The sequence below is a fragment of the Bradyrhizobium yuanmingense genome (genome assembly GCF_900094575.1).
Classification (GTDB): domain Bacteria; phylum Pseudomonadota; class Alphaproteobacteria; order Rhizobiales; family Xanthobacteraceae; genus Bradyrhizobium; species Bradyrhizobium yuanmingense.
Map to the genome: position 1 here is coordinate 57,189 of NZ_FMAE01000008.1, position 25,181 is coordinate 82,369.

The window sequence follows — 25,181 nt, forward strand, 5'->3', positions numbered from 1 at the left end:
TTTTCCGTGGTGAAGGGTGCTATTGCAGGCGTTGTGCCTTGGCGGGATCCCAGGTCGCCAGCACGCGATCGCCCGGGCGGAACGGATGCACGTCGAAGGCGGCCTCGGGAACGTGGGAGAACAGGGCGGTGCCGTCGTCGAGCGTGAGCGAGACGGCGATGTAGGAGCCCTGGTATTCGGTCTGGGTCAGCAGCGCCGGCGCGCCGAAGGCGCCGTCGGCGAACGGCACGATGCCGAGCTGATCGGCGCGAACGGCGATGAGATTGCCGGCGTCGCTGAGCACGTTGTGTCCGCCGATGAATCGGGCCACGAATTCGGTGCGGGGACGATGGAAGATGTCGCGCGCCGTGCCCTGCTGCTCGATCCTGCCGTGGTTCATCACCACGATGTGGTCGGCGAGGGCCATCGCCTCTTCCTGGCCGTGGGTAACCTGGATGAAGCTGATGCCGAGCTCGCGCTGCAGCCGCTTCAGCTCGCCGCGCATCTTGACGCGCAGGAACGGATCGAGCGCCGAGAGCGGCTCGTCGAGCAGGAGGATCTGCGGCTCGGTGATCAGCGCGCGCGCGAGCGCTACGCGCTGCTGCTGGCCGCCCGAGAGCTGCGCCGGAAGACGGCCTGCATATTGGCTCATCGCGACCAGCTCGAGCAATTCGCCGGCGCGCTTGTGCCGCGTCGGCTTGTCGATGCCGCGCATCTTCAGGGCGAAGGCGACGTTGTCGAGCACGGTCAGGTGCGGAAACAGAGCGTAGGACTGGAACATCATCGCGGTGCCGCGCTTGGCGGGCTCGAGGTCGGTGACGTTCTGCGCGCCGAGGATGATGTCGCCTTCGCTGACCGCCTCGTGACCTGCGATCATGCGCAGCGTCGAGGTCTTGCCGCAGCCGGAGGGGCCGAGCAGGCAGCAATAGGTGCCGGCCGGGATCTTCAGGTTGACGTTGTCAACGGCCAGCGTGGCGTCGTAGCGCTTGGTGACGGCGACCAGTTCGAGAGCGGCGGGAATGGCCATGGCGTGTCCGAGGAGGGGCGTTGCGTCCCGCCTCTCTCCGCAAGGTCCGTGCCAACAGCCCGCGACGATGCGAATTTCAGAAACTGTGCAGCGGAGTCAGATCGTTAGATCGATTCCGGCCCAATGTCGGGCCGTCACCCGTGCAGCCAGCTGCACACAAAACGGGCGAAGATTGTATGAAGTTTCGCCTGTGATTGGATACAGCTCGTCGACTAACATTGCAGGCCGAACGTTCGTCGATCGAGCCTCACAATCATGGCCGCCAAGACCCGCCAGAAACCCGATGCGCCAGACGCGAGCGATCGCGTCAGCCGTATCCGGGAGGGTGTGACTGCCGCGATCCTCGAGCATCGCCTGCTGCCCGGCACCAAGCTCGGGGAGGACGAGATCGGCGACATCTACGGCGCAAGCCGGACGCTGGTGCGCTCAGCGCTGCAGCAGCTTGCGCATGAGGGCATCGTCAATATCGAGAAGAATCGCGGCGCTTTCGTTGCGCGCCCGACGCCGGCTGATGCCCGCGAGGTGTTCGAGGCGCGGCGCCTGATCGAGCCCAGCATCGTGGACCGCGCCATTGACGCGGTCTCGCCGGCCTGGCTCGATCGCCTGCAGCACCATCTCACGGAAGAACGCGAGGCCGAGTTGCGCGGCGATGCCCGCGCCTCGGTGCGGCTCTCCGGCGAGTTTCATCGTCTCGTCGCCGAGATGAGCGGCCACAGCATCTATCTCGGCTTCCTGAAGGAGCTGATCGCGCGCTCCTCGCTCATCATCCTGCTGTACCGCCGTCACGACACGCCCGCGTGCGGCACCGATCATCACGCCGGGATCGCCGCCGCGATCCGCAAGCGCGACAAGGCGCGCGCCGGCGCCTTGATGCTGTCGCACCTGAACGAGATCGAGGCGGAGCTGTTCCTGAAGGATCCCGCCGCCGATGAATTGCGGCTGGCGGACGTGCTGGGGGCGTGAGAAGGGCGTCGCCAGCGCACGGGATCGGCGGGTCCGGACGCTATTGTGGCTCCAATCCGAGATTCTTGATCGATTCCAGCCAGACCGGCCCTTCTTTTTCGTAGAGGGCGACCGAGGATGCGCGGTCCATTGCCGGCGCATCGACCCCGAAGGCCTCCAGCAGCTTCTGGACACGCTCGGTCTTGCCGCCTTCGACCATCAGCTTGGCGAGCAGCTCGATCCGGTCGGTCGGCGTCGCAGCGGGCGCCACCAGGGTCGTGAAGCTGGTCAGCTGGAAGACCTTGCCGGTGACCCCCTGCTCGGTGAACGTCTTGGTGTCCGGCAGCTTCTTCATGCGAACCAGTGACGGAACAGCGATCGCGCGGCCGACGCCGGTATCAAGGACCGGAAGCGCGGCTTGGTAGCTGCCGGTCGCGGCCTGGATGACGCCGGCCGCCAGGTCCTGCCACATCGGCGCTTCGCCGCGGTAATGCACGATGGAGATGTCGAGGCCGTATTGGCGATTGAGCTCGGCGATCGCGATGTGCGCGAACGAACCGATCCCATACGACCCGGCCGTGACCTTGTTGCGGCGCGCATAGGCGACGAAATCTTCGATGGACTTTGCACCGGTAGCGGAATGGACGACCAGCGGCAGATGACCCGATGGCGTCATCGCGACGATCGTGAAATCCTTGTCCGGATCGTAGGCGAGCGACTTCAGCAGCAGCCGGTTTCCGAGCAGCGTGGACGAGATCGTGTACATCAGCGTATGGCCGTCCGCCGGCGAATCCTTGACCGATTGGGCTGCCAGCGCGCCGCTCGCTCCCGTCTTGTTTTCGACGACGACCGGCTGTCCGAGCTTCTGAGAGATGTAATCGCCATAGGCGCGGGCGAACGCATCGGTGATGCCGCCGGCGGGCGTCGACACGACGATCTTGATTGCTTTGGTCGGCCAGGCTTCGGCCGCAGCCCCGTCAGCCGTGGCCAGCACCAGGCCTGCAATTGCAGCGCCCAGCATTGCGACGAATGTCCTCACTTGCCCCTCCGGTTTTGTTGCGTCTTTGGGCGCCCTTTGGCCGCCGGGCAGAGATGTCACACGAGCAGAGTCAAATAGAAACAACATTTCATTGTGTGAAATGGCTAGCTCTTGGCGGCCGCGGACGGGCCGGCCGCAGCAAGCCTGGCGCTGAGCGTCTCGGCCAGTGCGGAGGCGACTTTCTTCATCTGAGGCACGAAGCGCCTGAGACCTTCCTCGGTGCTGACGGCCTCGCGCAGCATCATCACGTTCATGCTTGCGAACAGGCGGTTCGGAACAGCGACGGGAACGCCGATCGCCCAGACGGCGCCGCCGAAGATGCGGCGGCTGTAGCTCTCGTCCATCACTGCGAATCCGGCTTTCCGGATCGCGCGCAGCACCTTGGTGAGTTTGGCGGGATTGCGGGCGAGGTCGTTCCAGGGCTCCGGGCTGAGGGCAAGGCGCGCCGCGATGCGCTCCTGCTCGGCCGGTTCGCAAAACGCCAAATAGGCGCGCCCCATCGAGGTGCCCAGCACGGGAAAGCGAAAACCCGGCGGACGGTAGAAGAGCAGCGAACCGCCGATCCGGGTCGTATGCGCGATCACCATGGATTCCTCGTCGAGCACGGCCACGTCCGAGGGCCACTGAATCTGTTGGCGAAACTTGTTGAGCATCGGTTCGGCGATACCGCCGATCCAATTGGGTTCGTCGTAGCCGGCGCTGAGCAGGAGCGCCCGCCCGGTCGGGGCATAGCTGGGCGGCTCGGCGCGCCGCACCACATATCCTTCATGCTCCAGCGTTTCGAGCATGCGGACGATTGTAGCCTTGTTGAGGCCCGTCGCCTTATGCAGCGAGCCTACGGTCGATTGCCGTTCCTGGTTGATGACGCGCAGGACCTCGAGGCCTCTCGACAACGCGATAACGGGACGGAACGAGGGCATGGCAGCTCTTTGTGAGGACCGTGCCGCTAGTCAATGATGTAATCGCCGGATCAGTCAACAGGCCCGACTCCCGGCCGGGAATTGGACGGTGCCGCATCGACCTCAGCGACCGATTTCGCTTTCGGCGGCAAGCTGCCCCTCTGCCGTGATCTCGTATTCGCCGTCGTGCTTGGTCATCCATCCTGACCTGACCATTTCTCGTGCAAGCTGTATCGAGCAGATCGGATGATTGCCGCCCGGGTGATACAGCCTGTCGTTGCGGACGAGCAGGTGCCCGTACAATCGCGCCTGGCGCAGCGCCCTGCGCATCCCCGGTGATGGACTTTTCATGCCGGTTCAAGCGCGAGCACGATGAAGGTTCCTAATGAATGCGGCCATCTCATCGGCGTTTCGTTCGATAGCGCACATAGGAACCGTCATTCTGCTGCATCGTTTGTTCTTCCGAGGAGTAGCGCCATGAATGTACGGGATGAGCACACGTGGTCCCTCTGGATGGACGTATCTGTCGCCGAAGCTCCGGTGCTGTCGCGCACGGTCGGCGTGGACGTTGCCGTGGTCGGCTCCGGAATAGCCGGGCTTTCGGTCGCATATGAACTTGCTTGCCATGGACGTTCGGTTGCAGTCATCGATCGCGGCCGCATCGGCAGCGGGATGACGGCGCGCACCACGGCGCATCTGGCGACCGCACTTGATGATGGTTACGATGCGCTCGCGCGAGTCCGCGGCCCTGACTGTGCGCGGCGTTACTATCAGAGCGTCGCTGCCGCGATCGATCGCGTCGAGGCCATCCAAGGCGCCGAGCACATCGATTGCGGTTTTAAGCGCGTCGATGGCTACTGGGTACTGGCATCCGGAACGTCCGCATCCGAGCTGGATAGTGAATTGGATTGCTGTCGCAAGCTGCAGATTCCTGTCGAAAATTGCATTAATCCGACACCATTCCATGACAGGGGTCAGACGCGTTCGCTGCGCTTTCCGCGCCAGGCGCGCCTGCATCCGACTAAATATCTCGCCGGTCTGGCGAGCGCACTGCAGCGCCGGGGCGCCCAGCTCTATGCTGACACCTGCGTCGAGAGCATCCAGCAACGCCAGGGTAGCATGGTCGTCACCACCGCCTCAGGCTACGAGGTTCACGCCGCCGACGTGGTGGTTGCGACCAACTCGCCCGTCAATGTTCAGGTGGCGATCCACACCAAGCAGGCGCCTTACCGCACTTATGCACTCGCCGCGAAGATTGCGGCCGGCGCCGTGGAGGATGCGCTCTATTGGGACACGCTCGATCCTTATCATTATGTCCGCCTCCACCCGTTATCTGCCGACGAGGACATCGTGATCATCGGCGGCGAAGATCACAAGTCGGGTGAGGCGAATGATGGCGCACAGCGCCTTGACGCGCTTGAGCGCTGGGCGCGCGAGCGATTGCCGGATTTGCGCGAGGTCACCCATCGGTGGTCGGGTCAGGTGTTGGAGCCGGTCGATTTCGCCGGCTTCATCGGCCGCAGCCCCGGCGAGGAGCATGTATTCGTTGTCAGCGGCGACTCCGGGCAGGGGATCACCAACGGGCTCGTGGCCGGCATGCTGATCGCGGATCTCATCACCAGCGGCGCAAGTGCCTGGGAGGACGTCTACGCTCCGTCGCGGAAGATTCAAAGGAACATCGGCGAGTTCATCAGCGAGAACATCACCCCTATCAAGAATTTCGCGGAGTATCTCACCGCAAGTGAAATCGCGAGCGCTGAACAACTGCGGCCCGGCGAGGGGCGCCTCTTCCGAAGCGGCCTGAAGAAGATCGCGGCGTGCCGGGACCGAAGCGGACATTTGCATTTGCATTCGGCGAGCTGCACCCATTTGGGCTGCGTCGTGCACTGGAACTCACTCGAACAGTGCTGGGACTGCCCATGTCACGGATCGCAGTTTGCACCCGATGGCACCGCGCTCAACGGCCCGGCGGTTTCCCCGCTCGGCGAGGCTGATAAGCCGGCCAATCTTGAAGCGGCAGAATGACCGGCATCCCTCGGCGTGTTGTGGTCAGGCTTTGAAGGGGTATGCGCTGACGGCTGCAGCTTTTATGTGACGCGTTACGTGTGAATCATGATCGCACGGCGATCTGATGTGACTAGTCCTCGCAGGCTGTACAGGCTATATCCTGTCGCCTTGTCATCGAACTGTCATGTTACCGCAAATGCTAAAGTCAGATGCTGCGCCGGCTCGCAAGACTCCGGGCGCGCCGGAAGCCAATCCTGCTGTGAACACCAAGAGAACGCAGCTCCTCACCGGCTTCCCGGGGCAACGCGAGGACGTCAGCGTGGAACCCGCGACGGTCGAGGAGCGCACTGCCATTGAGCAGACGCCATCGCAGGACGTGACGCCCGCGCCGAGCCCAACCCAGCCCGCATCTCCCGTTGGCGAAATCGAGCTCAAGCTGCTCGTCGGTGCCGATCGCATGGCGCATTTCGGCGCAGCGCCCGTGATCGCGGCGAACGCACGCAACAAGGGCACGCGCAAACGTCTCAAGTCCGTCTACTACGACACGCCCGAGCGGGCGCTTCGTCGTGCCGGCCTGAGCTTGCGCGTCCGCCAGAGCGGCACGCGTTTCGTGCAGACCGTGAAGACCGAGGTTGCGGACGATCCGTTGCGTCGCGGCGAATGGGAAGCAAGCGTGCCTTCGCTTGCGCCCGATCTCGCTTTGGCGATGCCGTTCATTCCCGAGCAGATTCGCGAGCGACTCAAAGCGCAGCCGCTCGAAGCGGTGTTCACGGCCGATGTGCATCGTCACACGCGCATCATAGACCTGCCATCCGGCACGGTCGAGGTCGCCTGCGACCAGGGCGAGCTGACGGCCGGCGACCGGTCGGTTCCTGTCAGCGAGATCGAGCTGGAGCTGAAGAGCGGCAGCACGAGCGCGATCTACGAGATCGCTCTGCGCCTTGCGGAGCACGGAACGGTGAAGCCGTCCATCCGCAGCAAGTCTGCGCGCGGCTTCGACCTTGCCGCGGACCTGCCGCCGTCGGCACGCCGGCCGCGCAAGCTTCGCCTCGATCCCTCCGTGACGCTCGACGAAGCCTTCGCGACCATCTTGCGCACCTGCTTCCTTCACCTGCTGCAATCGCTGCCGGCGGCCGAGGACGGCCGCAATCCGGAAGGCGTGCATCAGCTGCGCGTCTCGCTGCGCCGGCTGCGATCCGCGCTCGACCTGATGCGTTCGGTCGGCGCGCTCAGCAATCTGGAGGCGCTGCGTTCGGAGGCCAAATGGCTGGCGCAAGGCCTGTCCGCCGCGCGCGACTGGGACGTGTTCCAGCTCGACACCTTGCCGGCGATCGCAAGAGCCTGTCCTTCGGTCGCGGGCTTCGATGCGCTTGGGCGGGCCGCGGCTCAGCGTCAGGCGGAAGCCTATCGCAGCGCCCGCCACGCGCTCGATGATCGCCGCTGCGCGCTCTTCCTGATCGGCCTCGGCGGCTGGATTGAGGCGCGCGGCTGGCGCAACGGCGTCGCGCCCGAGGATCTCGGCCGGCTCGCCGAGCCCGCCGTCAATTTCGCGCAGCGCGTCCTGTCGGAACAGCACGCGAAGGTGCTCAAGCGCGGCCGCCACTTCAAGTCGCTGACGGTCGACGAGCTGCACCGCGTGCGGCTCGCCACCAAGCGGCTGCGCTATCTCAGCGAGTTCCTGCTGCCGCTGTACGAGGATCGCAAGTCCGCGCGAAAATTCGCGCGCCGGCTCGCCGGCTTGCAGGAGGAGCTCGGCGTCTTCAACGACATGGCGGTGACGGCCTCGTTGCTCGACGGGCTCGGCGCTGACGATCGCGACAGCGCCATTGCGGCGGCCGCGATCGCCGGCTGGCAGGCGCGTGCATCGATCGGCGTGCAGCAGGGCTTGCAGGATAGCTGGCGGGATTTTGCCGCCGCACGCGTACCCTGGTCGCGCCAAGGCCAGCAGAGCTGATCGCGCTTTCCCAAAAAGTTGCGGCCAGCCATTGGGGGATGGCTGGCCGCGCGCGAACCGGTCTGGGACGGGGAGGGGTGGGGATGTGACCGGGTCGCGTAACCTGTTGTCTCGTTCCTACTAATCTTTCGCGCTGGCGGTGGAGACCGCCGGCTTGGTATCGCCCAGCGAGACCCAGACGTTGGGATCGCTCTGCGACTGGCGCTTGACGAAGCGGTAGCCGGTCTCCGTCCAGGCGAGGACGTTCTCGTTCTGATTGTCGAGAATGAACTCGCCCTTGTCGGTCTTCACCGTCAGCACCGCGTGGCCTTCGCCCTTCTTGTCGCGCACCACGGTGATGAGCAGGGCCTGGCGCGGCCAGCCGGCGTCCATCAGCATCTTGCGCTTCAACAGCACGTAGTCTTCACAGTCGCCGTAACCGTCTGACGGCAGCGACCACTTCTCGATCACGCCCCAGTGCTCCTGGTCGGTCAGAGGCTTGACGGTCTCGTTGACCCAGCGATTGACCTTGACGAGGTCGCGCCATGCGGCCTGCGACATCACGATGTCGCGGGGCTGCAGCGGTGCGCCCTGGCACTGGGCAGCATTGTCCGCGCAGAACTCGACCCAGCCGATCGGCGCACGCGTGGTGTCGCCGAGGCTCGCGTAGAGCAGACGGCCTTCGCCGGCCTGCGCTGCCGCGCTGATCCCGAAGAGCATGGCGGCCAGCGCCAGTCCCTTCCCCCGTCCCCTGAAGTCAAACATTGCGGCCCCCGTTTCTTGTTGGGACCACATTTCGCACGGAGCTTTTGAGTTGCCGCTAAGTCGACCAAGTCAAGTCGAGACGAATGCAAGTAAAAGGCGCGGCGAATTCGATCTATACTTGAATAGAATTCGCGTAAAATTGGATATGACTGCAATTGATTCAAATTTTATCTATTAACGCGGAAGCGCTGGGAGGAGCGTTGTTTGCGCTCATCTGCAGCCCCTCCGTTAACCGCTGGCCATTCGCCGCGGGACATGAAAAAGGCGGCGTCCGCATCGCGGAAGCCGCCTTCGAGCCTGGAAATATGGAGGTTTTCGCGTCCTTGCGCTTTACCGCGCGGTAACGCTCTCTTCGAGTGTCTCCGCCGGCTGCTCGTGCATGAACTCCAGCGCGAAGCCGTCCTCGAGGTTTCGGACCACGCGGCCCTGGACCCGGCCGAGCAGAACCGTCGATTTCAGCGGCGGCCGGTTCTCGGCAGCGATCGCCGCGCCCGACAGCGAGAGGTCGATGATGCGGCAGGTCATCTTGGTGCCGTCCTCGAGCGTCAGCACCGCGATCGGGTTGCGCGGCACGATGCGGTCGTGGCGTCGGTCCTCCGGCAGATTGAGGATGTCGCGGTTGGCGAGCCAGGTCAGCTGCGCGGCGAGCTTGTCGCGCTTGCGCGGCGTCGCGCCGATGGTCATGGCGAAGCCGTTGTCGATGATCCGCGTGATCTTGCCCTCGACCCGGCCGATATGGTCGAGATAGGCGACCACGCGGTCGCCGACATTGCCGATGCCGGGGGCGAGCAAAGCGAGGCCGCCCGGCGACATGTTGATCACCTGGCAGGGGAATTCCCGGCGGTCCGGCAGCATGTAGCGGCCGAGCAGGTGCACCTTCACCCGCTGGAAGCGCCTGCGCTCCTCGGCGGCCGGAAGAAATTTTTTGTTCGCCAACGCCATTTCCAACACCCGACCCCCCGCCCGGGCGGAGTCCTTGCGACCCTAAGGTGCACAGGGTTAATGCCGCGTTAGGATCGGGCGCGCCGGTTGCGGACAGACACGATGCGCTCGAAAAGCCACACCTTCAGGCTTGGCTCAGGCCGGCTTCCTTGCGGCGCGCCCATAAAGCAGGCACAGCAGCGCCAGCAGCACGGCGGCCGACAGGCCGAGCGACCAGTGGATGCCGATCGCCGCACCTGCTACCCCGATCGTGATGCCGCTGAAGGCCCGCATCCCGAGCCCGGCCATGTTGTAGAGGCCGACGACGCGGCCGCGGATGTCGTGCGGCGCGTTGATCTGCACCAGCGCCTGCGCCATGGTGTTGAACGACAGCTCGAAGAAGCCCGCGAAGAACAATAGCGCGATCGCGACCGGATAGACCGGCACGAGCGCGAAGCCGAGCAGTGCCACGCTCCACAGCATCGCCAGCGTGATCGCGGTGCGCGGGGTGCCCTTCAGCCGTCCCCAGGATTCCAGCGCGATTGCGGCAAGCACTGCGCCGGCCGCGTCCGCGGCGAGCAGCACGCTGTAGGAGACGCCGGGATCGCCATGGCCGAGATCGCCGGCATAGCCCGGCATCTGGGCGTGATAGGCGTTGCCGATCATGAAGGAGGTGAGGCCGGCGAGCCACGTCATCGCCGACAGCACGGGCTGGGTGCCGATCGCGCGGATGGTGAGCATGATGTCGGCAAGGCCGCGCACCGCAAAGCGGCGCACCGCCACGCTCTTGTCCCTGATCGGGGCCCAGAACAGCCAGAGCAGCATCGGCAGATAGAACAGCGTGTTGAAGATGATGCCGTGCGAGGGACCGAGCGTCAGCATAATGATGCCGCCGACCGCAGGTCCGACCAGGATGCCGAGATAGCGCGCCATCGCGTTCAGTCGCACCGCGCTCGGCAGGTCGGCCGGGCCGACCAGGTCATAGAGCAACAGCTGGTTCGGGGTCTGCCAGAGCACGCCGGCGCAGCCATGGATCACCAGAAGCAGCATCGCGTGCCACATCTGGATCGTATCGGTGAGGAAGAAGTAGCCCCAACCGGCGGAGGCGACGATGAACAGCAGCATGCCGCACTGGATGATGCGGCGCGGATCGAACCGATCGGCGAGGCCGCCGACCGCGACGGAGAACAGCAGGAACGGCAGCCAGTGCGACAGCACGGCAAACCCGCCCAGCGTGGGCGAATGGAATTTCTGGAACACCACCCAATAGCTGATCACATGCTCGATGTTGTCCGCCATCATCGCCAGCACGTAAGAGGCGAACTGGAGACGGTAGGGCACGGACCTCATCGCCGCGAACGATCCGGACGCGGCCACGGGATTTTGGGGGAGGGGGTTCACTGGAGGACCTGAGGTGAGACTCCTGGCGCCTTACACGTTCGCCAGTCGGCGCTCAAGACAATTGGGCGTGCTGGAACAGCAGCCATGCACTCCTGCCACGAGGCCTGCGTTATCTGAGGTGCGAGCCTTGCGGCTTCCGGCCTGCGCTCGTCGAGCCGCAGCAGTCGCCGCATGCAGGGCACGGAATTATTCGCTACGATCGTCTCCATGGAACAGAACAGTCTCTACGATCGGCCGGATCTCTATGACCTGATGGCGCCGCCAGATCCGATCCTCGAAGGCTTCTATGTCGACATCGCGCGCGAACGCGGTGGCCGCGTGCTCGATCTTGCCTGTGGGAGCGGTCGCCTCACCGTTCCATTGGCGCGGGCGGGCCTTGATGTCATTGGAGGCGATCTGTCTTGCGCGATGCTGGAGCGGGCGCGAGATTACGCCAGGGCGAACGCGGTTGAGCCCGGCTTCGTCGAGTTGGACATGCGCGATTTCGATCTCGGCGGGCGGACTTTCGACACCATCGTCGTCGCCGTGAACTCGATCCTGCATCTGCATAGTCTCGACGACTTCAGAGACTTCTTCGGATCGGTCGGCAGACATCTGTCGCCGCAGGGTCGGCTGGTGTTCGACGCCTTCCTGCCCAATATCGCCATGCTCAACGCTGATCCCAACAAGCGCGAGTTGATCGGCACGGTGGTCCACGATCGCCTTGGCGCCATCACTGTCGAGGAGACTGCGAGATACGACCCGCTCACCCAGATCAGGCACGTGGATTGGTGCTGGTCGAGCAAGACGGAGAAGGATTTTGGCAAGCCGCCTTGCCGATGCGCAACATCTTCCCGCAGGAGATGCCGTTGCTCGTGACCTCGGGCGGCCTCCGCCTCATCGAGCGCTTCGGTGATTTCGATCGCAGCACGTTAACGGCGGAAAGCATGCGGCAGATATGCGTCTGCGGTCTCTAGCCCGGTAGCCCGGATGGAGCGTAGCGAAATCCGGGCCCGCTTCCCCGTATTCCGCTACGCTCCATACGGGCTACAAGGCCGCACCTTGGCACGAGCGCGCATCTCACATACGCTTCGCCTCAGCCCGCACACAAATCATAACAAGCGGGCAGCGAGGAAACAGCCATGCAACAGATCCGCGTCTGTACCCACGCAGGTCCCGGCTCGGAGCCCGTCATCCGCACCGTGCCATGGCCGAAGATCGGCCGCAAGGCCGCACTGATCCAGGTCGGCGCCTGCGGGGTTTGCGGCACCGATCTCCATATCCTCAAGGGGCACTGGCCGAAGCCGCTGCCCTGGCCGTTCACGCTGGGACACGAGCTCGGCGGCGTCATCGTCGAATGCGGCGACGAGCTCACCGAAGATTTCATGAGCAAGCCGCTCAGCGTCGGTTCGAAAGTAATGATCCCGCCGCTAATGCCCTGCGGCCGCTGCTACTATTGCATCCACTATCCGCAAACCGCGAACAAATGCCTGACGCCGGTCTATTACGGCCGCTATCTCGGCTTCGACAAGGCGCCGCATTTGTGGGGCGGCTGGGCCGAATATGTCTATGTCGATCTCGAGATGCTGCCGGGCACCAAGATCTACAAGCTGCCGGACGACATGTCGCTGCGCCTGGGTGCGCTGTCGGAACCCCTGACCTCCTGCATCCGTGCCTTCAATCGCGCGACGCGCGCCGGCGGATTCAGCTGGGGCGACACCGTGGTGATCCAGGGCTCCGGCCCGATCGGCATCTTGGCGGTCGCGGCCGCCAGGGAGATGGGGGCGGGGCGCGTCATCTGCGTCGGCGCGCCGGAGGAGCCGCGGCTCAAGCTGGCGCGCGAGTTCGGCGCGGAGGCGACCGTCAACATCGAGGAGCTGAAGTCACCACAGGATCGCATCGCGCGTGTGCGCGAGATCGTCGGCGGCTTCGGCGCCGATCTCGTGATGGACTGCTCGGGCCACCCCTCAGCCGGCCCCGAAGGCATCGAGATGCTGCGCGACGGCGGCACCTATGTCGAGATGGGCCAGTTCACCGACGCCGGCTCGATCGACACCTCCTGGCACCGCATCTGCACCAAGGACCTCAACGTGCTGGGATCCTGGGGCTTCACCGGCAATGACCTCCCGCTCGGCGTCGACATGCTCTACCGCACCCGTGACAAATACCCGTGGCTGAAAATGCAGACGATCTACCCGTTCACGGAAGCGGGCGTCGCGCAGGCCGTGCAGGACGCAATGGCGATGAAGACGGTGAAGTCGACGATCGTGCCGTGGCCGGAGCTGGTGGAGTAGACGATGCCGTCCGCGCCTCACGATCTCGCGGCGTTCCTGGTCGAAGCCAAACGCCGCACCTATGCGGGTCTCGATGACGATGCGACCGTTGCTGCGCCGCTGCTTACCGGCTCCAAGCAGCTCGAGCATCACGCGCCGCCTTATGCCTATCGCGATATCTATTTCGGGATGGGCTTCTTCGTCGGGCAGGAGACCGTGTCGCGGGATGAACGCGTCATCTGGTCGATGAGCTACAGCGGCGGCGTTCGTGCGGAGATCACGGAGCGGGAGATCTTCCTCGCCATCTACAAATTCCTGCGCCAGGCGTTGCTGCGCGTCGGCGTCGAAGAGCCTTACCGGGGACCTCGCCTGTTCGAGCAGGACGGCATGGCGGACCGCAACGAGATCGAAGGCGGTATCGATCGCTTCCACGGTGTGGAGACGATTGCCCGGCAGGATGGTACACCGCTTTATGAGCTGCGCTATGATGGCGGCCTGCTGCGATAGACAAAATCCGTAGCCCGGGTGGAGCCGAGCGTAATCCGGGGACGTCCGTCCCGCATTCCGCTTTGCTCCATGCGGGCTAAAAGTCGGAGCCTGGAACGAGCGACGAAATGACCGACGAAAAGACACCCGAACCAGCCCGACAATCCCCCTTCAACGCCATCCGCGCGATCGACTACACCGTCGTCTTCGTGCGCGACATGGCGGCGATGCGGCGCTTCTACGAGGACGTCCTCGCCTTTCCACTCTCGCGCGAGCTGTCGCCGAATTGGATCGAGTACAGCATCGGCAGCAACACGTTGGCGCTGGCAAGGCCGAGCCGCACCGCCAGCGATGCACCGACGCCAGCGGGCAGCGCCTCGCTGCAGCTGGCCTTCAAGGTCTCTGCTGCAGAGGTCGACGCGTGCGCCGATGAACTCGTGCGGCAAGGCGTGGCGCTGCTGTCACCGCCGACCAACCAGCCCTTCGGCCATCGCACGCTGTTCTTCCGCGATCCCGACGGGAATCTGCTGGAGGTGTACGCCGAGATCTGAGAAATTCTATTTGACGTATCCCGACAACATGGCGTGCGCCCAGTCCGGACGGTTGTTGGCGAGCGCGCGCACTGATGCGGCCTCCCAGTCGTATTCGAGGGCCAGCAGATCGACCTGCCAGCCCCTTTTGCCCTTGGTGAGGATCGCGTAGCGGGCGTGAGGCGAGCGGTGTTCCAGTTTCGCGGCAAAGGGAATGTCAGCGAAAACAGGGCATCCGACGCTGCCGGGATTGAGGACCAGACATTCGCGCGGCCCGTGAACGACGGCCGGGCGGTGGCTATGGCCACACAGCACCACGCGCGCCGCTGCCTCGCTCGCAAGGCGTGCTTCCAGCACGTCGCGGCGTGCCGGCACGAAGCGGCCGTCGTCGAGTGCGTCCTCCAGCAGGCACGCCGTATCGCTCTCGGGCGTGCCATGGCAGGCCAGGATGCCGTCGTCCAGCCGCAGCTGGGAGGGCAGGTGGTGAAGCGCGCGGCGCTGCTCCGCAGTCAATGCGTTGCGCGCAAACAGACCTGCCGGCGAGAGCTTGTCGTCCGGAAACTCCTCGATCCAGCGATCATGATTTCCGCGCACGGTCGGCAACGCCAGCGATTGGAGGAATTCGAACGTTTCCCTCGGCCACAACGGGCTGGTGACGCAGTCGCCGAGGTTGACTATCCGATCGACGCCCCGCGTCTTGATATCCGCCAGCACCGCCTCCAGCGCGGCGAGATTGCCGTGGATGTCGGAAATGACCGCCAATCGCATCTTTATTCCCCATATCGCCAGACGTGAGCGTGGCTCGGCTATAGGCCGATCCCGCCGCGCCAAGGTTAATCGAGCTGGCCGCAAAAATCCGCTGCAAGCTTCAGGCGCGGCTCGCCGTCAAGCCATGCATCACGGCTATGGTGATTTCCGGGCGCTTGGCGTAAAGAGCGCCCAGATCAAATCAGCGTGCGGTCGGGCCGTTTGCCGCGCACGCAGCTCGGGGCGCCGGTTCACCGTTTGCGCGCCTGAATCAAACAAGGTTTCCCATCTCGTGTCTCTTCCGGCCCTGACCCCGCCGCTCGCCCGCGCTTTGGCCGAGCGGAACTATGATTCACTGACGCCCGTCCAGCTCGCGGTGCTCGCCCACGAAGCCACCAGCCGCGACCTCCTGGTCTCGGCCCAGACCGGTTCCGGCAAGACCGTCGCTTACGGCTTGGCCATCGCAAAGAACATCCTCGATGACGCCGAGCAGTTCGCACCAGCGGCCGCGCCGCTCGCCTTGATCGTGGCGCCGACCCGCGAACTCGCGCTCCAGGTTCAGCGCGAGCTGGCCTGGCTCTATGGGCATGCCGGCGGGCGTGTCGTCTCTTGCGTTGGCGGCATGGATCCGCGGCGCGAGCAGCGCGAGCTCGCCGCCGGCGCGCATATCGTCGTCGGCACCCCCGGGCGTCTGTGCGATCATCTGCGGCGCGGCCGTCTCGACATTTCCGAGCTCGCCGCGGTTGTGCTCGACGAAGCCGACGAGATGCTCAATCTCGGCTTTCGCGAGGACATGGAATTCATCCTCGAGACCACGCCGCAGACGCGCCGCACCTTGCTGTTCTCGGCGACGTTTCCCCGCGGCATCGTCGCGCTGGCGCGGCAATATCAGCGCGACGCCTTCCGGATCGAGGTCGCCGGCGACGAGGGCGGCCACGCCGATATCGAATACCGCGCGATCCGCATCGCGCCCGCCGACGTCGAGCATGCCGTCGTCAACGTGCTGCGCTTCTACGAGGCGCCGAGCGCGCTGGTGTTCTGCAGCACGCGCGATGCTGTCAGGCATTTGCAAGCCGCGCTCCTGGAGCGCGGCTTTTCGGTGGTCGCGCTGTCGGGTGAATTGACGCAGAACGAACGCACCCTGGCGCTGCAGTCGCTACGCGACGGGCGCGCCCGCGTCTGCGTTGCGACCGACGTTGCCGCCCGCGGCATCGACCTGCCGAGCCTCGACCTCGTCATTCATGCCGATTTGCCCAACGACGCCGAGGTCCTGCAGCATCGCTCGGGCCGCACCGGGCGCGCGGGCCGGAAGGGGACGAGCGTCCTGCTGGTGCCGCCCGCGCGGCGGCGGCGCGCCGAGCTGCTGCTCGATCTCGCAGGGGTCGACGCGGTCTGGGGCACGGCGCCGCAGGCGGAAGACATCCGCAAGCTCGATCACGCACGCATGAAGGACGTGCTATTCACGGAGGAGACCACTCCCGACGATCTGGCCCTGGCGCAGGCGCTCTTGGCGGAGCGCTCGGCGGAGGACATCGCCGCCGCGCTGGCGCGGCTTTATCGCGCGCGGCTGCCGTCGCCAGAGGACATCATCGACCCCGGCGAGCGAAGCGGCAAGCCGGAGCGCGGGCGTGATAGATCCGGAGAGGGCGATGACCGCGCCAAGCCGCGATCGAAGGCTGGGAAATCCTCGAAGCACGCCATGGCGGAGGGCAGCGTCTGGTTCCGCGCCGCCATCGGGCGCCGCAAGAACGCCGAAGCGCGCTGGCTGCTGCCGATGATCTGTCGCCGCGGCGGCATCGACAAGCGCGACATCGGTGCCATCAGGATCATGGACACCACCACCGAGTTCGAGATCTCTCGGCGGGTCGCCGAATCCTTTGCGGCAAAGATCAAGCGTCCCGACAAGGAAGACAGCATCCGGATCGAGCCGATGACGGATGCGCCTCACCGGCAAGAAGCTCCTCAGGAGCGCCCCCGCGCGCCGCAGCGCGAGGCCGGCGCTCATCATGAACGGCGCGAGGATCGCCCGCGCGAGGCAGCCGGATTCAAGCCGCGCAGCAAGCCTCACGGCGAGCGCGCGCCGAAACTCGGCGATGCGCCTTCCTTCGGAAAGAAGAAGCACAAGAACAGGCCCGGCCACGCAGAGCCGTCGGTCACACCATGGCCGGCGAAGGGTGCATCGGGAAAGAAGGCAAAGAAGAAGCGTCGCGGTTGAGCTTCTGCTAGCGACGGGCATTACGTCGCGGCGAGGTCGCGCAGCATGTAGGTCGCGCCGTCGCCGTAGCATGCGAGCTTTGCGTGCAACTCGGCGTCCGCCGTCACGGTCCGAAAGCCGACGCATTCCCATAGCGGCGGCGTGCCGTAGACCGAGACCAGCGCGAGCGTTCTGATGCGTGATGCACGCGCCAGCTTCTCGATATCACCGACATAAGCGCGCACGCCGCCGCCGCGGAACTCCGGCAATACGGCGACGTCGTGGATGTAGAGACAGTCGGCGCGAGCGGGCAATGCTTGCAGAAAGCCGTCGAGCGGCGGAATTCGGTACCGCATCCAGGGATGTGCCAGTCCGTAGCCGATGATGCCCTGGTCCGTATCGAGCACGCCGCAGCCCTCCGGGCAAAGCCTGATCTTCTCCGCCAGCACCTCTTCGCGTTCGGGCAACGCCGGATGGATGCGTGCCGCAATCGCGCTTATCGCAGGAAGGTCGGAGGCGCGCGCGGGACGCCAATGCGGCTTGCTCATGTCGATCCGTCGTTCCGTGGTGTCCTTCCAATCTATTCCGCCGCGGCGATGCGCGCAGCGGGAAAGATCCTGGCGGTCGTTATCGCGGATATTCCAGCTGCATCGCCACGAAGTCGGCCGTGCGTGCTCCATAGCGCGTCTCGATCGCGCGCAGCGTTTCGTCCAGCGCCCGCGCCGGCGGCGAGGCGCCGGAATCCGGCACGGCCTGCTCCGCTGGCCAGCTCCCGGCAATGCGGTCCGGCAGGATGCGAAGACCGCTGCGGCTGGTCCGCGCCTCTGCCGTGGCGGCGAAGGTGAGGGCGCGCGAGCGGTAGGTGCGCGACCACGCATCGGCGATCAGGGCGAGCGAAACCTCGTCGACATCGGGCGTCAACGCGATGCCGAGTTGCTCGCGCTTCCAGAATGCGAGCGTGTTTGCGATCGCCGTCAGCGCAAAGGGGCGTGTGAAGCTGAACGCGTCGCTGCGGTGGCGTGCGTCCCATCGCGCAAGGCCGATGTCGCCGGCGACCGCCTCGGCCTTGGCGCGGCCGGCGATCGCCTCGATCAAGGTGAGGGCCATCGGCATGGATGCGGTGATGCCAGTGGTCGTCGCGACGCCCTGGTCGACGACCAGCCTGCGGTCCGCCGCGTAGCGGATCGTCGAATGCTTCTTCAGATCGCCCACGGAATACCAATGCGTCGTGGCCCGCTTGCCGTCGAGCAGCCCGGTGTTGGCAACAACCGTGGCACCGACGCACACGCCGATCACAATCGCGCCCTTGCCGGCTTGGCTCCTGATCCAGTGCAAGACCGTTGCGTCGTCGTCGCGGCTCATCGCCGGCACGATGACGTAGTCGGCGCCATCGGGGTGCGCGGCATCGAACTCGGCGATTGTCGCATGCGGCTGCACCTTGAGGGCGGGATAGAGCGTGACGGGCCCTGGCTGCGTCGACAAGGTGAGGACGTCGGCAATGTCGGCGCGGGCGAGAATGCCGTAGGGCATCAGGTAATCGGTGGTCTCGCTCATGTCGTTGATGCCGACGATGGCGATCAAGGGTCGCTTGCGTTTCGGCGGTTTCAGCGCCGCCAGGGTCGATTCGGTTTCGTCTCTGGAAATCGCAGGCGCGGTTCCCGAGGCTGGTGCGGCTGGCAGCAGGAGCAGCCAGGTCGCGCCGATCCCTGCCAGCAATGTCATGCCGCCGAGGGCAGTCCACGCCAGATTGCGCCAGCTCATCATGATGTCAGCCGCTCGTCTCACGCGGCGCGGAAGCTATCCGGTCGCATCGACGTCAGGAATGACGCAAATCCGGCAAAAACGGTCACGCTGCGCGACGATCCATCGCAGGATCGCCGCACGTCTGCAGGGGCTCTATCGCAGCCCCTCATACACCATCAGCCCGCGCGCGATCTGCAATTTGCGGATGGCGCGCGGCAGGAGTTTCTCCGGCTGGTGCAGGTAGCGCCAGGAAGTGAGGGTGAAGGCGGACAACGTGCCGCATTCGTCGTCGAACGGCGCGAGCACGCCGGTGACGCTGACCGGCGTATGCGGGCGGGCGTTGAAGGGCAGCAGCAGGAGCTCCAGATGCGCCTTGCTGCCGTCCTCGCGCGCGGCGGTGACGCCGGCGATCGCGCCCAGCGTCTCGTCGGCGACGATCGTCGTGATCTCCTCGATCTCGCTGCGGCTTGCTTCTGTGAACAGCGCCGCAAAGCTGCGGTCCTTGAGGTCGGTTCCTGCGAGCGCGCAGACGCGCGTGCCGGCGACGCGGAACGGGAAGCCGAGGTTCGGCTCGCAGGACAGCACGAAGATGTCGCCGAGCAGGCCGCGGACCGCGGCCGGGTCGATGTCGGCCCGGTCAGGAGCCCGTGCAGTGCCGCGCTTCTTGTCCCAATACGCGAAGAATGCGCGGCTCGACGGATGTTTCATGACTGAACGCTCGCCCCGGGGTGCAACCTCGAAGGGACAGACTTGTCCCGCTTCAGTGCACCCGCGATCCCTTCTGTTGTTGTGCAGGAGGGGATTTGCAGCGTCCATGCCGCCGGCGCGTTTTCAGGCTTCTTGGGCCGGCCTTTACGCCGTTAACGTTAAATTAACTATGAGCTTCGTGCCGGCCGCGCGCCTGCTATGGTGACCGCGGTCGCAAGCCTCGCCGCTTTTCTCCAGGTTCTCGGCGGGGCCTGTACAGGGCGTCAAACAGTTTGGTCACGGGCCACGGGGAGGGGTGGGGATACGCCTTATCTCTCCGGCCACCGGAAGACCGACACGGACAGGCAGGGCTTCGGCCCTGCCTTTTCCTTTTGTGCACTTGCGCAGGGACGGCAAAGGCGCCTATCTCCAAGTCTGTCGCCCCGATGTCGCCCGAAAGCGAAGCTGCCTTGGATTCCCCGCAAGATTCGTCGCCGCAAGGTCCTGAGCCGGGCCCGCCGGCCGTCGTGGAGGCTCCGCGCGAGCCGATCCTGACGCTGCCTCCGGCGCTGACCGCCTATATCCTGCTGCTGGCGGTGATCCATCTGCACGTGCTGCTACCGCCCGAGCTCGAGAACTGGACCATCGACGTCTTCGGCTTCATCCCGAAGCGCTACGATTCCTCGCTGCTCAATCTGCAGATCCCGGGCGGGGCGGGGGCGAAGGTCTGGACCTTCGTCACCTATTCGCTGCTGCACGCCAATCTCACCCATCTCGGCTTCAACGTGCTGTGGCTCTTGCCGTTCGGCAGCGCGTTGGCGCGGCGTTTCGGCACCGTCAGGTTCTTCGTCTTCCTGGCCGTGACGGCGGCGGCCGGCGCGCTCGCCCATCTCATCACCCATGAGCATGCGGTGGCGCCGATGATCGGCGCCTCGGCCTCGGTGTCGGGCGCGATGGCGGCCGCAATCCGCTTTGCCTTCGTCCGCGGCAGCTTCCTGTCGTTCAGCCGATCGGATGCCGATACCGCCGCGAAAGTTCCGGCGCTGCCGCTGTCCCGCGCGCTCCGCGACGGGCGGGTGGTCGGCTTCCTCGCCGTCTGGTTCGGCATCAACATCATATTCGGCGTGGGCGCGATCGGGGTCGATGCGGAAACCACGAGCGTGGCCTGGCAGGCGCATATCGGCGGCTTCTTCGCCGGCCTGCTGTTGTTCGCGCTGTTCGATCCCGTGCCGCGCGTGCGAAGCGATGCTGCGGATGCGTCATCACGGGACGTTTCAGACCGTATCTGAAGCGGCGCTTGCGACGCGGCCCGAATTCATCCATCATTCCCGCGAAGAATGTTCCGAAGCGACACGTCCTTAGCGGCGATGCTTCGCAAAGCGCACGAGCGTGAAACCGGCGCTGTAACTGTTAGTTGAAGACTCGCGAACAAGTCCGAACCGCCAAAGGCGGACGGCTCGGATTCAGGGAGGCGACGATGACGGTACGTTCCATTCTGAACACCAAGGGCCACCAGATCATGAGCGTCGAGCCCGACGCCAAGCTGGCGGACGCGATCAAGCTGCTCGGCGAGAAGAAGATCGGCGCGGTGCTGGTGATGAGCCAGAGCCGGCTCGAGGGCATCCTGTCGGAGCGCGACATTGTGCGCGTGCTCGGCGAGCGCGGCGCCGGCGTGCTGGAGGCGCCGGTCTCGGAGGTGATGACCCGCAAGGTCGTGACCTGCAAGGAGACCGACACCGTCGCCGAGCTCATGGAGATGATGACGACCGGCAAGTTCCGTCATCTGCCCGTGATCGACAACGGCAAGGTGGTCGGCCTGATCTCGATCGGCGACATCGTCAAGCGCCGCGTCCAGGAATACGAGAGCGAGCAGGAAGCCCTGCGCGACTACATCAAGACTGCCTGATCAGGCCAAGTCTCCCGCTTTCGGCTCGTCCGCTTTCGGCGCGATGCCCGCGGGCGCCGGCGCCAGCACGTGGATCGCCTCCTGGATGGACTCCAGTGCACGCTCCGCAGCGCGCGTGCCATGTGCGATCAGGTCTTCGGAGCGGTGGAAGTCGAACCAGCCGAACTGACCGACCCGCGGCGTGATCAGCATGTCGGGCGGATCGCCGGCGAGACGGGCGCGGGTGATGCGGTCCTGCATGATGTTGAAGGCGTCCACCATCACCGAGGAGATGCCGGGCCGGCCGTTACCGCCGAAGAACTCGCGCTTCATCGTCTTCTCGGGCGAGAACAGGCGCGGGAAGCGCCGCTTCGCCGTCGGCTCCTCGGCCACCGGTACGACCGGGGCGGGCACTGCGCCGTGCGAATAGATCGTGGTGGAATGGGTGAAGATGTCGCTGGAAAGATTTGCGGCGATGACGATTTCGGCGCCGAGCGCGCGGGCGGCCGAGACCGGCACCGGGTTCACCAGCGCGCCGTCGACCAGCCAGCGGTCGCCGATCAGCACGGGCGCGAAGATGCCGGGCAGGGCGTATGAGGCGCGCATGGCATCGACCACGCGGCCGCGCGTCAGCCAGATCTCGTGGCCGGTGCGAACCTCGGTCGCGACGCTCGCGAACTTGATGGGCAGGTCCTCGATCAGGATCTGCCCGATCGCCTCCTCGAGCCGGGTCGCGAGCTTCTCGCCACCGAGCAGGCCGGAGCCGTTGAGACGGATATCGAGATAGCCGAGAATGTTGCGCATCCCTTGCAGGCTGCGCCCCCATTCCTCGAACGTATCGAGCCGGCCGGCCGCGTGGAGGCCGCCGACCACGGCGCCGATTGACGTGCCGACCACGACATCGGGCACGATTCCATTGGCAATCAGGGTCCTCAGGATTCCGATATGGGCAAAGCCGCGCGCCGCGCCGCCGCCGAGGGCAAGGCCGATCACCGGCCGGCGGATGCTGCCCAGGCCAACTTTTTCGCCGACTTTTTCGCCCACTTTCTCGCCGTTCGAGCCGTTCGCGCCCCGGCCTTTCAATCTGTCCAGCACCGAAACTCTCCTACGCCGGGCCAGCCCGCATCGTCAGACTAGGCATCGCACTTGCGCTCCGCCATATCAGGCGCGAAGCATGGTTTATGCCGCTTTGGAAAGGGCACGGGGCAGGAATATGGCGAGGGCCGGTTGCCACGGGGCTAATCACGCAACCGTCAAGCCGGTTCCACCGAAGGTCCAGGGCCGTATTCCCTGGGGTTTCAGAGGCTTGAATTTGCCGCGTTTTCGGTGAAAAGCAGGGACCATGACACGCGGGGGTGACGGCATCAGCGGATGGCGGCGCAGCAGCAGGCTGCTGCCGGCGCTCGTCCTTGCCGCATGCCTCTTTACTTCCGGCCGAAATGCCGCCCAGGCGCAGCTTTTCTCGGATCGTCCGCCGCCGGTACCGCCGGCCTCGGTGCCCGACCCAGGCAACGCTGTCAGCCTGGCGCCGCCCTCCGGGCTGGGCGCGGGACCGCCAAGCCTGCCGCCGACCCTGATGCAGCCGGCGACCCCGAGCATGCCACCGCCCGCTGTCTCGACCGTGCCGCCCGCCGCCCCGCTGAATGCGGCCGTGCCCGGACAGGGCGTGCTGTCGCTGACGGCGAAGTACGGCAAGGACTCGGCCCCGATCACCAGCGGCCTGGTCTGGCGCGTGTTTGCCGACCGGCCCGACGAGAACGGCACCTTCAAGCTGATCCGCGAGGACCGCAGCGGGACGCCGAACATCGTGCTGCCGCCCGGCAATTATGTCGTCCACGTCGCCTTCGGCCTCGTCAGCGCGGTGCGCACCGTCAGCCTGAAGTCCGAGACCAATCGCGAATCCTTCGTGCTGCCGGCCGGCGGCCTGCGCATCGAGGGCCGCGTCGGCACCAGCCGCATTCCGCAGAACCAGATCTCATTCGCGATCTACAAGGGCAGCCAGTTCGAATCCGGCGAGCGCGCTTCCCTGGTGCCGAACGTCGCCGCCGGCGACGTCGTGCTGATCCCGGAGGGCACCTATTACATCGTCTCCAACTACGGCGATGCCAATTCGGTGGTGCGCTCGGACATCCGCGTCCAGGCCGGCAAGCTCACCGACGTCACCATCACCCACCGCGCCGCCGTCATCACGCTCAAGCTGGTCAGCGACAGGGGCGGCGAGGCGCTCGCCAACACCGCCTGGTCGGTGCTGACCCCCGGCGGCGACGTCATCAAGGAATCGATCGGCGCGTTCCCGCGCGTCGTGCTGTCCGAAGGCGAGTACCGCGCCATCGCCAAGAACGAGGGCAAGGTCTACGAGCGCGGATTCAACGTCGTCAACGGCGTCGACGGCGAAGTCGAGGTCATCGCGCGCTAAGGGCAGCCGGCGGCGAGAGGCTCCGGCACGACGATTCTCATCGCGCGCACGGATGTGCATCTTCTGTTACCGTCACCGTCAGTGGGTTTCTGCCAGGTAACCTCGGACCCCTCTCTGTGTTCTGTTGTGAACACTGGTAGCGTCATCATTACGTGCAGGGGCCAGCAAACACCGGCGGCATCGGCTTATTCCAGCAGCAGCGCGTCTTGCTTACGATCGTGGACGGTACGTATTTCCGATAATCAATTTTATTCTCTTTCCATCCTGCTGCGCTATATGTCTGGCGTCCGTCCAACGGGGGAAGCCGGAGCAGGCTCATGCCTTGCAGGACCGGCATGGAGCAGGGGACCAGGCTTGTCGACATGTTCGAAGTGATCCTCACCAGGCGCAAGCGGTTCGGCTGGCGGTGGCAGGTGTGCGACCAGTCCGGCAAGATATTTGCCGACGGCTTCGCGCGCACGCGCCCGTCCGCCAAATATCAGGGCGAACGCGCGTTGTTCTTCCTGCTGTCCCAGGCCTATTTGCGCAACCGCTCGGCGGCCTCCAGCGAGGATTAGCGGGGTAGGCCACCATCCCTTGCGTTGCCCGACGGGCAAAACACGCGAGCGCTAGGTCAACGCACACGGCCCAAAATATTCCGCTTTACCGAAATTCGGAAATCGCGTATGTCTCGCGCAACCCGGCCCAAGGAAGAGGGGCGTATCGCGATCGTCACGAACGCGGGCCGAGGGGCGGTGGACGCTGATGGCGTTGGCGCGAAAGGCTTTGCAGGGCGGAGAGCCGTGAGCAAAGACCTCGCGCATACGACCGGTGTCATCGGCGTACGGCAAAATCGTGTGGTCCTGGCGCCCGGGGTCTGTGCGCCAAGTCTTGTGATGATGTGAGCGGCCCAACCGGGCCCACGCGTCAGCCATCCGCAAGGCGACGGGGGCAATAGTGCATCGCTCCCCGGGGAGAGCACGACATAAGCCGTAAAGCCACTGCGCAGGGAAGGCCGGATGTTTGGCTTCACCTGTATGCCGCTGTGCAAATTCTTCGTTGCCACCTTTCGCACAGTGGACCGTGGGTGCCCGGCCGGCACCCGGTCTTCCCTGCGCCCTCTTTCAATTGAGGGTCGGACGACAGGCAAAGCTCGGGCGAAATGAGCCGCGAGGATGCGGAAGCGTGTCCGCGAGCGAAATGCGAATTGAAGAACGGCGCTGCCCACCACACACTCCGTCATTGCGAGCGCAGCGAAGCAATCCAGAAATGTATCCGCGGAGGGATTCTGGATTGCTTCGCTGCGCTCGCAATGAAGGTGTTGAGGCAGGTGCGCGCCAAAGCTCCGC

General features: G+C 65.2%; 24 protein-coding genes. 12 read left to right on the top strand and 12 right to left on the bottom strand.

The genetic code is table 11. From position 1 onward, the window contains the following. Positions 1–19: 19 nt before the first annotated feature. Complete coding sequence (locus GA0061099_RS27680; RefSeq protein WP_036029684.1) at positions 20–1,006, bottom strand: ABC transporter ATP-binding protein; 987 nt, start codon at positions 1,004–1,006, stop codon at positions 20–22. A gap of 255 nt (positions 1,007–1,261) precedes the next feature. Here GA0061099_RS27680 and GA0061099_RS27685 point away from each other — a divergent pair, with 255 nt between their 5' ends. Then, a complete protein-coding gene (locus GA0061099_RS27685; RefSeq protein WP_036029681.1) occupies positions 1,262–1,969 on the top strand; it encodes a GntR family transcriptional regulator in 708 nt (235 codons plus the stop codon). A gap of 40 nt (positions 1,970–2,009) precedes the next feature. Here the strand turns inward: GA0061099_RS27685 and GA0061099_RS27690 are convergent, their stop codons facing one another. The 3 genes from GA0061099_RS27690 to GA0061099_RS27700 form a co-directional block, all read right to left on the bottom strand. Next, a complete protein-coding gene (locus tag GA0061099_RS27690; RefSeq protein ID WP_036029677.1) occupies positions 2,010–2,987 on the bottom strand; it encodes a Bug family tripartite tricarboxylate transporter substrate binding protein in 978 nt (325 codons plus the stop codon). A 104-nt stretch (positions 2,988–3,091) separates the two neighbouring features. After that, a complete protein-coding gene (locus tag GA0061099_RS27695; protein WP_036015272.1) occupies positions 3,092–3,907 on the bottom strand; it encodes a helix-turn-helix domain-containing protein in 816 nt (271 codons plus the stop codon). A 102-nt stretch (positions 3,908–4,009) separates the two neighbouring features. Next, a complete protein-coding gene (locus tag GA0061099_RS27700; protein ID WP_225114709.1) occupies positions 4,010–4,216 on the bottom strand; it encodes a hypothetical protein in 207 nt (68 codons plus the stop codon). Positions 4,217–4,363: 147 nt separating this feature from the next. On the opposite strand from GA0061099_RS27700, the gene GA0061099_RS27705 reads away from it, so the two are divergent. After that, the gene (locus GA0061099_RS27705) at positions 4,364–5,911 is read left to right on the top strand and encodes an FAD-dependent oxidoreductase (RefSeq protein ID WP_036029674.1); all 1,548 of its coding nucleotides are present in this window, start codon (positions 4,364–4,366) and stop codon (positions 5,909–5,911) included. Positions 5,912–6,089: 178 nt separating this feature from the next. Continuing rightward, positions 6,090–7,847, top strand: a complete 1,758-nt coding sequence (locus tag GA0061099_RS27710; RefSeq protein ID WP_074448149.1) for a CYTH and CHAD domain-containing protein — start codon at positions 6,090–6,092, stop codon at positions 7,845–7,847. A 120-nt stretch (positions 7,848–7,967) separates the two neighbouring features. On the opposite strand, the gene GA0061099_RS27715 is transcribed toward GA0061099_RS27710, so the two are convergent. The 3 genes from GA0061099_RS27715 to GA0061099_RS27725 all read right to left on the bottom strand — a co-directional run bounded on the left by GA0061099_RS27715 (position 7,968) and on the right by GA0061099_RS27725 (position 10,913). Continuing rightward, a complete protein-coding gene (locus GA0061099_RS27715; protein ID WP_036029667.1) occupies positions 7,968–8,591 on the bottom strand; it encodes a transglutaminase-like cysteine peptidase in 624 nt (207 codons plus the stop codon). Positions 8,592–8,921: 330 nt separating this feature from the next. Beyond that, positions 8,922–9,533: a PilZ domain-containing protein gene (locus GA0061099_RS27720; protein WP_026312634.1), complete on the bottom strand. Its 612-nt coding sequence runs from the start codon at positions 9,531–9,533 to the stop codon at positions 8,922–8,924. A 135-nt stretch (positions 9,534–9,668) separates the two neighbouring features. Then, positions 9,669–10,913, bottom strand: coding sequence for an MFS transporter (locus GA0061099_RS27725; RefSeq protein WP_276325022.1), 1,245 nt, complete (start codon positions 10,911–10,913; stop codon positions 9,669–9,671). 207 nt (positions 10,914–11,120) lie between these two features. Here GA0061099_RS27725 and GA0061099_RS27730 point away from each other — a divergent pair, with 207 nt between their 5' ends. The 4 genes from GA0061099_RS27730 to GA0061099_RS27745 all read left to right on the top strand — a co-directional run bounded on the left by GA0061099_RS27730 (position 11,121) and on the right by GA0061099_RS27745 (position 14,202). Beyond that, positions 11,121–11,771, top strand: a complete 651-nt coding sequence (locus GA0061099_RS27730) for a class I SAM-dependent methyltransferase (RefSeq protein ID WP_050996144.1) — start codon at positions 11,121–11,123, stop codon at positions 11,769–11,771. 263 nt (positions 11,772–12,034) lie between these two features. Continuing rightward, positions 12,035–13,186, top strand: a complete 1,152-nt coding sequence (locus tag GA0061099_RS27735; protein ID WP_036029661.1) for a zinc-binding dehydrogenase — start codon at positions 12,035–12,037, stop codon at positions 13,184–13,186. A gap of 3 nt (positions 13,187–13,189) precedes the next feature. Beyond that, the gene (locus tag GA0061099_RS27740) at positions 13,190–13,672 is read left to right on the top strand and encodes a DUF5680 domain-containing protein (RefSeq protein ID WP_036029658.1); all 483 of its coding nucleotides are present in this window, start codon (positions 13,190–13,192) and stop codon (positions 13,670–13,672) included. A gap of 107 nt (positions 13,673–13,779) precedes the next feature. Further along, positions 13,780–14,202: a VOC family protein gene (locus tag GA0061099_RS27745; protein ID WP_036029655.1), complete on the top strand. Its 423-nt coding sequence runs from the start codon at positions 13,780–13,782 to the stop codon at positions 14,200–14,202. 6 nt (positions 14,203–14,208) lie between these two features. On the opposite strand, the gene GA0061099_RS27750 is transcribed toward GA0061099_RS27745, so the two are convergent. Continuing rightward, positions 14,209–14,949: a metallophosphoesterase family protein gene (locus GA0061099_RS27750; protein ID WP_074448150.1), complete on the bottom strand. Its 741-nt coding sequence runs from the start codon at positions 14,947–14,949 to the stop codon at positions 14,209–14,211. Positions 14,950–15,220: 271 nt separating this feature from the next. Between GA0061099_RS27750 and GA0061099_RS27755 the strand changes: the two genes are divergently transcribed. Beyond that, entirely contained in the window at positions 15,221–17,143 is a 1,923-nt protein-coding gene (locus GA0061099_RS27755) for a DEAD/DEAH box helicase (RefSeq protein WP_036029649.1), read from the top strand. A gap of 20 nt (positions 17,144–17,163) precedes the next feature. Here GA0061099_RS27755 and GA0061099_RS27760 read toward each other — a convergent pair whose 3' ends face one another. From GA0061099_RS27760 to GA0061099_RS27770, 3 genes are all read right to left on the bottom strand, one after another. Beyond that, complete coding sequence (locus GA0061099_RS27760; protein WP_036029646.1) at positions 17,164–17,670, bottom strand: GNAT family N-acetyltransferase; 507 nt, start codon at positions 17,668–17,670, stop codon at positions 17,164–17,166. Positions 17,671–17,749: 79 nt separating this feature from the next. Then, a complete protein-coding gene (locus GA0061099_RS27765; RefSeq protein ID WP_036015286.1) occupies positions 17,750–18,883 on the bottom strand; it encodes a DJ-1/PfpI family protein in 1,134 nt (377 codons plus the stop codon). A gap of 135 nt (positions 18,884–19,018) precedes the next feature. Continuing rightward, positions 19,019–19,573, bottom strand: coding sequence for a PAS domain-containing protein (locus tag GA0061099_RS27770; protein ID WP_036029643.1), 555 nt, complete (start codon positions 19,571–19,573; stop codon positions 19,019–19,021). A gap of 449 nt (positions 19,574–20,022) precedes the next feature. Here GA0061099_RS27770 and GA0061099_RS27775 point away from each other — a divergent pair, with 449 nt between their 5' ends. Next, the gene (locus GA0061099_RS27775) at positions 20,023–20,841 is read left to right on the top strand and encodes a rhomboid family intramembrane serine protease (protein ID WP_036015285.1); all 819 of its coding nucleotides are present in this window, start codon (positions 20,023–20,025) and stop codon (positions 20,839–20,841) included. A 188-nt stretch (positions 20,842–21,029) separates the two neighbouring features. Beyond that, on the top strand, positions 21,030–21,458 hold the full coding sequence (locus tag GA0061099_RS27780; RefSeq protein ID WP_036015240.1) for a CBS domain-containing protein: 429 nt from the start codon (positions 21,030–21,032) through the stop codon (positions 21,456–21,458). Here GA0061099_RS27780 and GA0061099_RS27785 read toward each other — a convergent pair whose 3' ends face one another. Further along, positions 21,459–22,532: a patatin-like phospholipase family protein gene (locus GA0061099_RS27785; protein ID WP_036015237.1), complete on the bottom strand. Its 1,074-nt coding sequence runs from the start codon at positions 22,530–22,532 to the stop codon at positions 21,459–21,461. It lies immediately after the preceding gene. A 247-nt stretch (positions 22,533–22,779) separates the two neighbouring features. On the opposite strand from GA0061099_RS27785, the gene GA0061099_RS27790 reads away from it, so the two are divergent. After that, positions 22,780–23,853 carry a hypothetical protein gene (locus GA0061099_RS27790; RefSeq protein ID WP_036029640.1) on the top strand — a complete coding sequence of 358 codons (1,074 nt, stop codon included), beginning with the start codon at positions 22,780–22,782 and terminating at the stop codon, positions 23,851–23,853. 317 nt (positions 23,854–24,170) lie between these two features. Next, positions 24,171–24,410 carry a hypothetical protein gene (locus tag GA0061099_RS27795; RefSeq protein WP_225185566.1) on the top strand — a complete coding sequence of 80 codons (240 nt, stop codon included), beginning with the start codon at positions 24,171–24,173 and terminating at the stop codon, positions 24,408–24,410. The last annotated feature ends 771 nt before the right edge of the window (positions 24,411–25,181 follow it).

Coding starts and splice junctions, on each gene's coding strand:
- GA0061099_RS27695 (WP_036015272.1), bottom strand. CDS start 3,907: ATGCCCTCGTTCCGTCCCGTTATCGCGTTGTCGAGAGGCCTCGAGGTC.
- GA0061099_RS27760 (WP_036029646.1), bottom strand. CDS start 17,670: ATGAGCAAGCCGCATTGGCGTCCCGCGCGCGCCTCCGACCTTCCTGCG.
- GA0061099_RS27700 (WP_225114709.1), bottom strand. CDS start 4,216: ATGCGCAGGGCGCTGCGCCAGGCGCGATTGTACGGGCACCTGCTCGTC.
- GA0061099_RS27705 (WP_036029674.1), top strand. CDS start 4,364: ATGAATGTACGGGATGAGCACACGTGGTCCCTCTGGATGGACGTATCT.
- GA0061099_RS27795 (WP_225185566.1), top strand. CDS start 24,171: ATGCCTTGCAGGACCGGCATGGAGCAGGGGACCAGGCTTGTCGACATG.
- GA0061099_RS27770 (WP_036029643.1), bottom strand. CDS start 19,573: ATGAAACATCCGTCGAGCCGCGCATTCTTCGCGTATTGGGACAAGAAG.
- GA0061099_RS27735 (WP_036029661.1), top strand. CDS start 12,035: ATGCAACAGATCCGCGTCTGTACCCACGCAGGTCCCGGCTCGGAGCCC.
- GA0061099_RS27715 (WP_036029667.1), bottom strand. CDS start 8,591: ATGTTTGACTTCAGGGGACGGGGGAAGGGACTGGCGCTGGCCGCCATG.
- GA0061099_RS27780 (WP_036015240.1), top strand. CDS start 21,030: ATGACGGTACGTTCCATTCTGAACACCAAGGGCCACCAGATCATGAGC.
- GA0061099_RS27750 (WP_074448150.1), bottom strand. CDS start 14,949: ATGCGATTGGCGGTCATTTCCGACATCCACGGCAATCTCGCCGCGCTG.
- GA0061099_RS27790 (WP_036029640.1), top strand. CDS start 22,780: ATGACACGCGGGGGTGACGGCATCAGCGGATGGCGGCGCAGCAGCAGG.
- GA0061099_RS27685 (WP_036029681.1), top strand. CDS start 1,262: ATGGCCGCCAAGACCCGCCAGAAACCCGATGCGCCAGACGCGAGCGAT.
- GA0061099_RS27745 (WP_036029655.1), top strand. CDS start 13,780: ATGACCGACGAAAAGACACCCGAACCAGCCCGACAATCCCCCTTCAAC.
- GA0061099_RS27720 (WP_026312634.1), bottom strand. CDS start 9,533: ATGGCGTTGGCGAACAAAAAATTTCTTCCGGCCGCCGAGGAGCGCAGG.
- GA0061099_RS27740 (WP_036029658.1), top strand. CDS start 13,190: ATGCCGTCCGCGCCTCACGATCTCGCGGCGTTCCTGGTCGAAGCCAAA.
- GA0061099_RS27680 (WP_036029684.1), bottom strand. CDS start 1,006: ATGGCCATTCCCGCCGCTCTCGAACTGGTCGCCGTCACCAAGCGCTAC.
- GA0061099_RS27710 (WP_074448149.1), top strand. CDS start 6,090: ATGCTAAAGTCAGATGCTGCGCCGGCTCGCAAGACTCCGGGCGCGCCG.
- GA0061099_RS27730 (WP_050996144.1), top strand. CDS start 11,121: ATGGAACAGAACAGTCTCTACGATCGGCCGGATCTCTATGACCTGATG.
- GA0061099_RS27765 (WP_036015286.1), bottom strand. CDS start 18,883: ATGAGCTGGCGCAATCTGGCGTGGACTGCCCTCGGCGGCATGACATTG.